We start from the raw sequence: 10,281 nt of genomic DNA, 5'->3' as shown, positions 1-10,281 counted from the left end.
TTGATCAATAAAATACTGAGCACGATCAACACCTTCTTCACGGATGACCGATTCGATCGCCTGTAACCAGTCGCGAGTTTCGATCGGATCCACGTCATTCTTCGACATATCTGACATGGTCTATTCCTTATCTATTATCTGTTTCTGATATAGTTACTGAGCCATCTTTTGAACATATTTACTAAACCGGAAAGAAGAACAAAAGATAGTCACTATTGCCGCAACTTTGTCTCTAATAAATCAGAGCGGTAATGCAGACCAGTAACAAAAAAATCTACACTACTAAATTAAATTTTGATATTGTTGTATTCGACGTAAAGAACGCTCACGACGTGTATGCTCACGATTGATGTCCAGCAAAATCTCCTCAATAAATGCTAAATGACGATGTGAAGCTTCCTGTGCTTTTTCAGGTTCACGTGCGATAATAGCTTCAAAAATTTGAGTTCTATGTTTACTTACTGCTGCGTGCATTTCTTTACGGGTATATAAGCACTCAAAATTCTGTCTAATATTCTGCTCTAACATTGGAACCATACAACGAAGTATATGAAGTAATACCACATTATGAGCCGCTTCAGTAACAATCAGCTGATATTGCAAAACAGCCTCAACTTCAGCATTAACATCCCCACGCTCCTCAATATCCTGAATTCGTAAATGACTAATCTTAATTCGAGCCAGATCCTCATCGGTTCCTCTTAAAGCAGCGTAATAAGCAGCAATACCTTCAAGTGCATGACGTGTTTCTAAAAGATCAAATTGTGATTCCATATGCCCAGATAATAACTTGGTAAGCGGATCACTAAAGCTTTGCCATAGATTTGTTTGGACGAACGTCCCCCCTCCTTGTCGGCGAAGAAGAAAACCTTTTGCTTCAAGCCTCTGAATCGCCTCACGCAAAGAGGGACGAGAAACATCAAATTGCTTAGCCAACTCACGTTCAGGTAGCAATTTTTCTCCGGGGCGCAATATTCCTTCAAGGATTAAATGCTCAAGGCGCTGTTCAATGACATCAGATAATTTAGGTTGGCGAATTTTGCTATAAACCATATTTACAATAGCCCACTTATATTTTGCGTAAATACTTATTTAACACTACCAAAGTCAATTGGTAATACCAATTTATCCTAGATATACATAAAGTAACAAAGTATTCACCAACTGTCCATAAGAGCTTATATTTAACCTTAAGAAAGTCGCATTTTTTGATAAGGATTTTTAAAAATTAAAAAAATAATAGTTTTAATTTGTTTTTTAGCAACGATGTTAATTTTTGTATACATATAATTAATAAACTGAAACGTTAATATTTCCCTTTAATTAAATTATTAATCAATATAAATGAATTGATATTCAATATGAAAGTTAACAACATAACAATTTTATTATAAATAATATGAATGGTTTTCAGTGAAAACGATTGATAGAGTTGATATTAAAAATATCCTTAATTTTTTAAAATAGCTAAAATAATTAAAAAATTTAATTAATAAATTTTCTTTTATATCAATATGTTGATTGAATAAATCGTTAAAATATTTAGTAGTATTATTCAACTATTTATGAAATCTCATAGAAAGATCTATTGCTGTAATATTTTTAGTTAATGCACCAACAGAAATATAATCTACCCCTGTCTTTGCATACTCTTTTAATGTTTTCAGCATAATATTGCCTGATACTTCGAGAGCCACTTTTCCCTGAGCAATCATTACCGCTTCTTGCATCATAGAAATAGTAAAATTATCTAACATAACAATATCTGCTTTTGCTTCAATCAATTCATTTATATTTTCAACTTTAACCTCGATAGGAACATTTGTATGCGCTAAACGGGCTTTCTTAATTGCTGAAGTAATATTACCTGCTGCAATAATATGATTTTCTTTAATTAAATAAGCATCAAATAAACCTAGCCTGTGATTAAAACCACCTCCAAAAAGTACTGCATATTTGAGCGCGCTCCTTAAACCAGGAATGGTCTTACGCGTATCTAATAACTTTATTTCTGTGCCCTGTAATATCTCAACATAATGAGCTGTTTTGGTAGCAACACCTAATAAAGTTTGTAAAAAATTAAGTGCAACCCTTTCAGCTATCAACAGTATATGGGCATCACCTTCGATAGTACAAAGAATCTGGCCAGATTTAATTTTATCGCCATCACGGACCTACCATATAAGCTGAACAGATTGATCAAGTTGCTGAAATATCTCCTCTACCAACGCATTCCACAAAATATACCATCTTCCCGGGTAATTATTTTAGCAATAGCCAACTGATTTTTTGTCAGTAATTGTGCACTAATATCACTGTCTATATTTATATTTCTACCTAAATCCTCCTGTAATGCGAAAGCAACATTAGCTAAAATATCTTGATGTAAACGTTCTAATAATTGTTCCTTACGTCGCTCAACATCATGAGTGATATACGCCATTACAACTCCTTAATATTTAGAGTAATAAATTATTTTAAACTTTTACTCCACGGTATTGCATAAATATCTATAGTAAATTTTTTCATTGACTTACATCAATCCAACACGTTACTACAATCTATAAAATCTAAATAGAGATTTTTTCTGTATAATTAATGTGGGGACTTACTATAATAAAAATTCTTTATCTTAAAACTGAATAAATAATACATTTCATGAAACATATGACAGATGTATACATTTCGAATGAGCCATTATAAATAGTTATTTATTTATACTGTCATCAAACTTAAAAATGATGACTAATATTAAAAAATTTATTTCAAAAAAAATAGCCAAATTAATTATTTATTAAATTGCTCGAATTTATTTTTTTATTTTCAATATAAAAATAATATTTAGAACGATATTTTAATATTTTATTTTCTCATTGTAACTTTTTTTTACCATTGTGCATCATCACTTTATCTGCAATCGATAATGGAAAATATGATGAAACAACAAGGATTCTCTCTAATGGAAATAATGGTTGCAATTGCAATTATTGCTGCTCTTAGTGCAATTAGTATTCCAAGCTACAAAAGTTATATGCAAAAAGCATCTCTAACTGACATGTTGTAATTTATTGTTCCTTATAAAAGGCATACCGAACTGTGTGGATTTGAAAATGGGCATTTTACAGGTTGCCATAATGGCATATCTTCAATTCCAAAAAGTAAGACAGGAAAATATGTCAGTAATATCGATGTGAAAGATGGAATAATTAAAGTTGTTGGTACAAAATCACTGAAAGATTTCACAATAACATTAGAACCGACATTATCTACAACAGATAATCAAGTGAGCTGGAAAGTTTCTTGTGAAAGTACAGATTCGGGATTAAAAAAACATTGTGCAGACACCTTTATATTCTAAATAATAGGATTCTATTATGACTTTCATAACAGCTATTCCCAAAGACTTTAATGTTATCGAAGATGAATTAAAAAAACTTTGTTATCGTCATGATATTGTAATGATCGAGCTCAATTCAAAAAAACTTTCCAGTGCGAGTTATAGAAAACCTAATGACGAATTGTTAACAGCATTGTCTTTTATTTCTAGTGTTCCTGTTTGTATGATATCTGGCCAAAAGAAAAAATTGAGCATTATTTTAATCGCTGTAATCATGAAGTTGAAATACAAGAAGAACCTATACGTTATGATCCTTCAATTAACAATGAAGAAAAACCTAATTCACCAGCAGTAAATTATGTCGATTATCTTATTGAATCTGCTATTGAAAACGGGCATCAGACATTCATATTAAGCCATTTAAGACCAGTGCCAAAATTCGTATCAGAGTTGATGGTAAATTATTTTATGTTCCTTCACCGCCAGTCAAAAATTATGCGGAAATATTTGCCCGATTAAAAATATTGGCAAAATTAAATATTACAAAAAAGCGCTTGCCTCAAGATGGACAACTTAAATGGATAAGCCGTGATATCTACTATACTATTCGCATTTCAACATTATCAACTCTTTATGGTGAAAAAATAGTTTTAAGGATATTAAATACTAAAAACCATTATTCTTTAGAATAACTAGGTATAAAAAATAATTTTCTTGTCATTTTAAAACAAAAACTTTCTCTGCCACAAGGAATGATTCTTGTCACTGGGCCAACTGGAAGTGGTAAAATAGTAACGCTTTATAGCTGTCTTGAATATCTTAATCACAGTGAATTAAATCTTTCAACGATTAAGGATCCAGTAGAGATACCAATAAAAAGGATTAATCAGATTCCTATAAACGAAAAAATAGGATTAGATTTTTCAACCATCTTAAGAGCATCACTTCGCCAAGTCCTGATATTATTATGTAGGCGAAATCCGCGATCAAAAAACTGCCGAAATTGCTATAAAAGCTGCCTAAACCGGCCATTTAGTATTATCAACCCTCCATACAAATTCAACGAAAAGTACACTAGAGCGACTAGAAAATTTAAGCATATCATCACATTTGATAAATTCTTGTGTGAAATTAATTATTGCTCAGAGACTGGTTAGAAAACTATGTCCTAGCTGCAAACGTCATGAGAAAAATCCTATTATTATTCAATATGATAATATTGAAACTGAAATTACAAACTGGCGGGCGGTTGGATGTGACCATTGTTTCGGTGGATATTTAGGGCAAACTGCAATTTATGAGTTTTTAGAGCTTAAGGAAGAAACTCTTGCTACGCAATTTTATCAGCTACCAATAAAAACAGAAAAAATACCTTTCATTAGTTTATTTGCTTCTGGATTACTTCTAGTCAAAGCGGGCATAACAACACTAAAAGAATTGTATGAAGTAACAGGACAGGAGATAATTCGGTGAATTTTATCTATATATATTGAGCAATTAATACTCAGGGAATATTAATAGAAAATTATAAAATATCTCATTCTAAACAGGAGGTTTTTGAATATATTCTTAGAAGCAATTTAATACCTATTTCAATTAAAATCAGAGAAATTGCGCTATATACCACAAAAATTCTTAGCTATCGCTTGCATTTTATGTATCAACTTAATGTATTACTTAAATCCAATATTTCTTTAATTCAAAGTCTAAATATTATTCAAAAATAATGTAATATGTCCGTTTGGAAATGTATATTAACAGAAATCATTAAACGTATTAATCAAGGGGAAGCATTCTCTTCGGCATTAAAACATTACCCTAAACTTTTTCCAGAAATAATTTATTGACTAGTAGAAATAGGAGAACATACCAATAGCATGGAAAAAATTACCAACTTATTTACCAACAACTTCAACAACAAATATTAAAACAAAAAATAACTAAATCACTACAGTATCCATGCATTATTTTAATTATCGCTTCAGTCGTGGTTTCACTAATATTATTTTTCGTTTTACCTGAATTTAAAGCAATATATCAAACATTTGATGCTCAACTTTCAATAGCAACTAGGTTTATTATTACCATTTCTGATAAAATTGCTGACAATGCTTTACATATCATTATTACCTTAGCTTGCATTTGCCATTACTCAATAAGCTTATTGGTTGGCAATAACTTTACTATTTTTTTCAAACGCTACATATTACCCAAAAATCAGGATTAACATTATTAGAAGGATTCGAATATGTATTAAAAACACTAAAACATCCAGTTTATCATGATGCCATATATTCTATATATCAAAAAATTCAACGAAGTATTTCTTTTAGCAACAGTATAAAAAGAGAAAAATTATTCCCATATCTATGCTTCCAATTTATTACAGCCGGAGAATTATCTGGCAATTTAGTATTATTTTTAGAAAAACTAGCTAATTGGTATCAAGATAACCTAATAAAATATGTTAATAAAAAGATAAAATTAATTTAACCAATGCTAATACTATTACTCGCAGTTGTAATTACTGGATTATTATTCACTATGTATTTGCCGATTTTTAATTTAGGTAATATTATTTCTTAAGTAATCAATGTAACAATAAAATAAAAAATATTATTATGTTAAAAGCCGTTATAATAAACATAAAAAAATTATCAGACCTTTGCCTGGAATTTACCATTTAAATTTATTGAAAGAGAGGATACATGAGCTATATTGTTGCTCTCACAGGCGGGATAGGAAGCGGCAAAAGTACCGTTTCAGATAAATTTGCATCCTTAGGAGTACCAATTGTTGATGCAGACATCATTTCAAGACAAATAGTTATGCTTAATACTTATGCTTTTAACATGATAAAACAACATTTTGGTTCAACTATTCTCAATAACGATGGCTCTTTAAATCGCGCCAAGTTAAGAAAAAAAATATTTAACGATCCAAGAGAAAAAAATTGGTTAAATAATTTGCTTCATCCATTAATACATCAAGAAACACAACGCCAGCTAACGTTACTCAATTTCCCTTATGTAGTTTGGGTTGTCCCGTTATTAATTGAAAATAATCTAGAGCATCTTGCCAACCGCGTGCTAGTCATTGACGTAACACCAGAAGAACAAATAGCTCGTATAATGAAACGTGATAAAATTAGCCAACAAGAAGCAAAAAATATTTTATCTAACCAAGTTAGCCGAACAAGGCGCTTAGAAAAAGCTGATGATATAATTAATAATCACCATAATAACTTAACACTTGATGAAACTTTAGCGAAATTACATCAGAAATATATACAATTAGGTATGAATGCTTCTCAGGAAACACACAATAAGTAATACTATTTCTACCATTATTTATGAACATCCATTAAATGAGAAAATGCGCTCTTGGCTGCGCATGGAATGTTTGCTTCAGCAACTCATTAACTTGAAAAACATCAACTCATTAGCTAGTGTGTTAACTTTTTTTCGTGCCGTTTCTGAATTAATCGAGGTATTAGATCGCAGCGATATACGTGCAGACATTATTAAAGAATTAGATAAACAAAAAAACAAACTTAATCAATGGTGCAGTGATCTCCATGCAGATAAAACTCTGATTAAAAATCTTCTAAAAGAACTACAAGAAAATCTTACTTTATTAAGAGAAGCACTACGCATTGGTCAACACTTACGGCGAGATAAAGTTATTAGTATTGCCCGCCAGCGGTTAAGTATACCCGGAGGGGTTGTTGTAGTTTTGATTTACCAGCCTTACATTTATGGTTAAATACGCCTAAAAAAGAGATAGAAACTAGAATTAATTTTTGGATTAATGGCATCCTTCCGTTACGTTCTGCTTTAAATATGCTATTAAGTTTGATCCGCAAGTCTAATACATTCACCAGTCAAAAAAGTTACAATGGTTTCTATCAAGGTAATGTAGAAAATGCGGATCTGATCCGAATAAAGTTATCGATAAATTTATCTCTATATCCTCAGATTGCTGGACATAAAATACATTTTGCTATCCGATTCTTACATGAAGACAGTGAAAATGGTATTGTACCTGATAAATTACCATTTAAATTAGCCTGTTGTTAGGAGTCATTATGCCAGATAAGTTCACGGTAAAATGTCCGACTTGCCATAAAATTGTTATTTGGCAAAAGAGCAGTCCTTATCGCCCTTTTTGTAGCAAACGATGTCGATTAATCGATCTTGGTGAATGGGCTGGTGAGAAAAAAAGGATCTCAAGTCAATGAAATATTTCCGAAATAGATGATTGTAGTGAAATATCCGATGATCATGACATTAAAAATAATTTTAAAGTCAAAAACGCTATAAATTTCACTTGCACCATTATATAACCTTTAGATAAGATAATTTCAAAAACTTAGTTATATTAACTTATCTGTGGGATAGGCAACTCAAATCACATTATTGATTAGCATATCAACAATTACTCGGTTGGCAGGCGGAAATTCTTCGGCTAGCAGTGATTTTTGCAAAAGCCAACATGATGATTGGCCTTCTTTTCCATAAGGCTGGCAATCCCATTGCTCTACCAAAAAAAATGTAATGTTATTCTACGATCTAGAAATTCATGTTCAACAACCTGCAACAATTGGCTGTTAATAACATCTATCCCAATTTCTTCTTTAAGCTCACGCAACAATGCTTCTACCGGTGTTTCGCCTACTTCTAATTTACCACCAGGAAATTCCCAAAAACCTCCCATATGTGAATTAGCTGCCCGCTGGGTAATAAAAATTTCTTGTTTGGTATTTCTAATAATACCAACAACAATGTGTAATTGTTTTTTTTCCATAAAAATAATTTAATTACTTTTGAAGTTTACAGTAAAAGAGCGGATATATTCTCCGATCTTGTTTTTAATTGTTTTAGCAATTGCGCTTTAACCTAAACTACCATGACAATGCTTATATTTTCTACCTGAACCACATGGACAAGGTTCATTGCGACCAATTTTATGGCTTTGGGCCGCCATTTGAGCCTCTGTTTTTGACATCAATGCTTCATTTTCAATTTCATGGCTCAGGTGCTGCTTTTTCATAACACGTTCTGCCTCTTCACGTCTTTGCTGATCAAGTATAGCTACTTCCTCTGATAATCGAACTTCTACTTTGCTTAATGTGCTAATTACTTCATATTTCAGAGTTTCTAGCATATTGGCAAACATACCAAATGACTCGCGCTTATATTCCTGTTTTGGTTCTCTTTGTGCATAGCCTCGTAAATGAATACCTTGGCGCAAATAATCCATTGCAGCCAAATGCTCTTTCCATAATGTATCAAGAGTTTGTAACATGATGCCCTTCTCAAAATTACGCATCATCTCACTACCTACAATTGTCTCTTTTTGCTTATAAGCTGCAACCGTTTTTTCTAGAATACGTTCACGCAAAGTTTCTTCATGTAATTCCGGTTCTTTATCCAACCACTCTTGAACAGGTAATTCTAAACTAAAATCGTTGCTTAATCGCTTTTGTAAACCATCAATATCCCACATTTCTTCCAAAGATTGGGGAGGGATATAAGCATCAATAGTTGCGGTTATAACATCTTCACGAATACTGTCAATCGTTTCACTAACATCACCACCATCTAATAAATCATTGCGCTGTGAATAGATAGCTCGACGCTGATCGTTAGCAACATCATCATATTCCAAAAGTTGTTTTCGAATATCAAAGTTACGGCTTTCAACCTTACGTTGTGCATTAGCAATTGCTTTCGTTACCCAAGGATGTTCAATCGCTTCACCGGGTTTCATACCCAATTTACGCATCATTCCTGCCACTCGATCAGAGGCAAAAATACGTATTAAAGAATCTTCCATTGAAAGATAAAAACGGGATGAACCGGGATCACCTTGGCGTCCAGAACGCCCACGTAATTGGTTATCAATACGACGGGATTCATGGCGTTCTGTACCGATGATATGTAAACCACCAGCAGCAATTACCGCTTCATGCCGCTCTTGCCATGCTGTCTTGATTTTATCAATTTGCTCCTGACTAGCGCCCTCTAGTTTATTGATTTCTGCTTGCCAGCTGCCTCCTAATACAATATCTGTACCTCGCCCCGCCATATTAGTTGCAATAGTAACTGAACCTGCCTGCCCGGCTTCAGCAATAATATCTGCTTCCATCGCATGGAACTTAGCATTTAAAACATTGTGCGCAATTTTAGCTTTAGTTAGTTCCTGAGAAATTAGCTCTGATTTTTCGATTGAAATAGTACCTACTAATACCGGTTGGCCTCGGCCAGTACATTCAAGAATATCATCAATAATGGCAGCAAATTTGTCCGCTTCAGTCATATAAACCAAATCAGGTAAATCATTACGGATCATCGGACGATTAGTTGGAATAACAATTGTGTCCAATTTATAGATAGATCTAAGTTCGAAAGCTTCTGTATCAGCAGTAGCGGTCATACCGGCGAGTTTTTCGTATAGCCGAAAATAATTTTGGAAGGTAATTGATGCCAATGTTTGATTCTCATTTTGAATTTCAACACCTTCTTTTGCCTCAACGGCTTGATGCAATCCATCTGACCAACGGCGTCCTTCCATTGTCCGTCCAGTATGCTCATCAACAATAATAATCTGACCGTCTTTGACAATATAATCTACGTCCCGACTGAAAAGTGCATGAGCACGCAGGGCAGCCATGACATGGTGCATAAGCATAATATTAGCTGGAGAATATAATGATTCACCCTCTTCCATTAAATTCGCTTTTGCTAATAATTGCTCAATTAATTCTAATCCACGTTCTGTCAATGTAACTTGACGTGATTTTTCATCAACAGAAAAATGACCTTCTCCTTGAAAAGTATCTGAATCTTCTTTTTCTTGCTGCTTAAGATTAGGGATTAGTTTATCCACTTTTTTGTATAGATCTGAACTATCTTCTGCCAGCCCTGAAATAATTAATGGGG

Annotated in this window: 6 protein-coding genes and 5 pseudogenes; 6 read left to right on the top strand and 5 right to left on the bottom strand. The window is 32.9% G+C overall.

The features are described 5' to 3' along the window. From ARADI_RS22000 to nadC, 3 genes and pseudogenes are all read right to left on the bottom strand, one after another. On the bottom strand, nucleotides 1-117 hold a 117-nt coding region (locus ARADI_RS22000; RefSeq protein WP_500782842.1), incomplete at its 3' end, for a pyruvate dehydrogenase E1 component-related protein. 165 nt (nucleotides 118-282) lie between these two features. Next, entirely contained in the window at nucleotides 283-1,053 is a 771-nt protein-coding gene (gene pdhR / locus ARADI_RS16800) for a pyruvate dehydrogenase complex transcriptional repressor PdhR (RefSeq protein WP_119712782.1), read from the bottom strand. Between the two features lie 506 nt (nucleotides 1,054-1,559). Then, nucleotides 1,560-2,443: pseudogene (gene nadC / locus ARADI_RS16795) on the bottom strand (carboxylating nicotinate-nucleotide diphosphorylase). A gap of 480 nt (nucleotides 2,444-2,923) precedes the next feature. Between nadC and ARADI_RS19225 the strand changes: the two are divergent. From ARADI_RS19225 to yacG, 6 genes and pseudogenes are all read left to right on the top strand, one after another. Next, complete coding sequence (locus ARADI_RS19225; protein ID WP_238149570.1) at nucleotides 2,924-3,064, top strand: prepilin-type N-terminal cleavage/methylation domain-containing protein; 141 nt, start codon at nucleotides 2,924-2,926, stop codon at nucleotides 3,062-3,064. Nucleotides 3,065-3,374: 310 nt separating this feature from the next. Continuing rightward, nucleotides 3,375-4,810, top strand: a pseudogene (locus tag ARADI_RS21995) (ATPase, T2SS/T4P/T4SS family). A gap of 726 nt (nucleotides 4,811-5,536) precedes the next feature. Next, nucleotides 5,537-5,830: pseudogene (locus tag ARADI_RS21470) on the top strand (type II secretion system F family protein); the annotation flags it as partial. Nucleotides 5,831-6,045: 215 nt separating this feature from the next. Continuing rightward, nucleotides 6,046-6,669, top strand: coding sequence for a dephospho-CoA kinase (gene coaE / locus ARADI_RS16775; RefSeq protein ID WP_119712780.1), 624 nt, complete (start codon nucleotides 6,046-6,048; stop codon nucleotides 6,667-6,669). Beyond that, nucleotides 6,662-7,416, top strand: a pseudogene (gene zapD / locus ARADI_RS16770) (cell division protein ZapD). Before coaE ends, zapD begins: the two are co-directional and overlap by 8 nt. An 8-nt stretch (nucleotides 7,417-7,424) precedes the next feature. Then, complete coding sequence (gene yacG, locus ARADI_RS16765; RefSeq protein WP_119712779.1) at nucleotides 7,425-7,577, top strand: DNA gyrase inhibitor YacG; 153 nt, start codon at nucleotides 7,425-7,427, stop codon at nucleotides 7,575-7,577. Nucleotides 7,578-7,742: 165 nt separating this feature from the next. On the opposite strand, the pseudogene mutT reads toward yacG, so the two are convergent. Both mutT and secA read right to left on the bottom strand, forming a co-directional pair. After that, a pseudogene (gene mutT / locus ARADI_RS16760) lies at nucleotides 7,743-8,143 on the bottom strand (8-oxo-dGTP diphosphatase MutT). 87 nt (nucleotides 8,144-8,230) lie between these two features. Next, the coding region (secA, locus tag ARADI_RS16755) for a preprotein translocase subunit SecA (protein ID WP_119712778.1) at nucleotides 8,231-10,281 on the bottom strand (2,051 nt) is incomplete at its 5' end.

Origin of the sequence: Arsenophonus endosymbiont of Aleurodicus floccissimus (genome assembly GCF_900343025.1) — a bacterium.
In the GTDB taxonomy this organism is placed as follows: domain Bacteria; phylum Pseudomonadota; class Gammaproteobacteria; order Enterobacterales; family Enterobacteriaceae; genus Arsenophonus.
This window is presented reverse-complemented; position numbering and strand designations above follow the sequence as displayed.

What these genes read in the sequence shown, in the direction of transcription:
- pdhR (WP_119712782.1), bottom strand. Translation starts at nt 1,053, where the DNA reads ATGGTTTATAGCAAAATTCGCCAACCTAAATTATCTGATGTCATTGAA.
- ARADI_RS19225 (WP_238149570.1), top strand. Translation starts at nt 2,924, where the DNA reads ATGGAAAATATGATGAAACAACAAGGATTCTCTCTAATGGAAATAATG.
- coaE (WP_119712780.1), top strand. Translation starts at nt 6,046, where the DNA reads ATGAGCTATATTGTTGCTCTCACAGGCGGGATAGGAAGCGGCAAAAGT.
- yacG (WP_119712779.1), top strand. Translation starts at nt 7,425, where the DNA reads ATGCCAGATAAGTTCACGGTAAAATGTCCGACTTGCCATAAAATTGTT.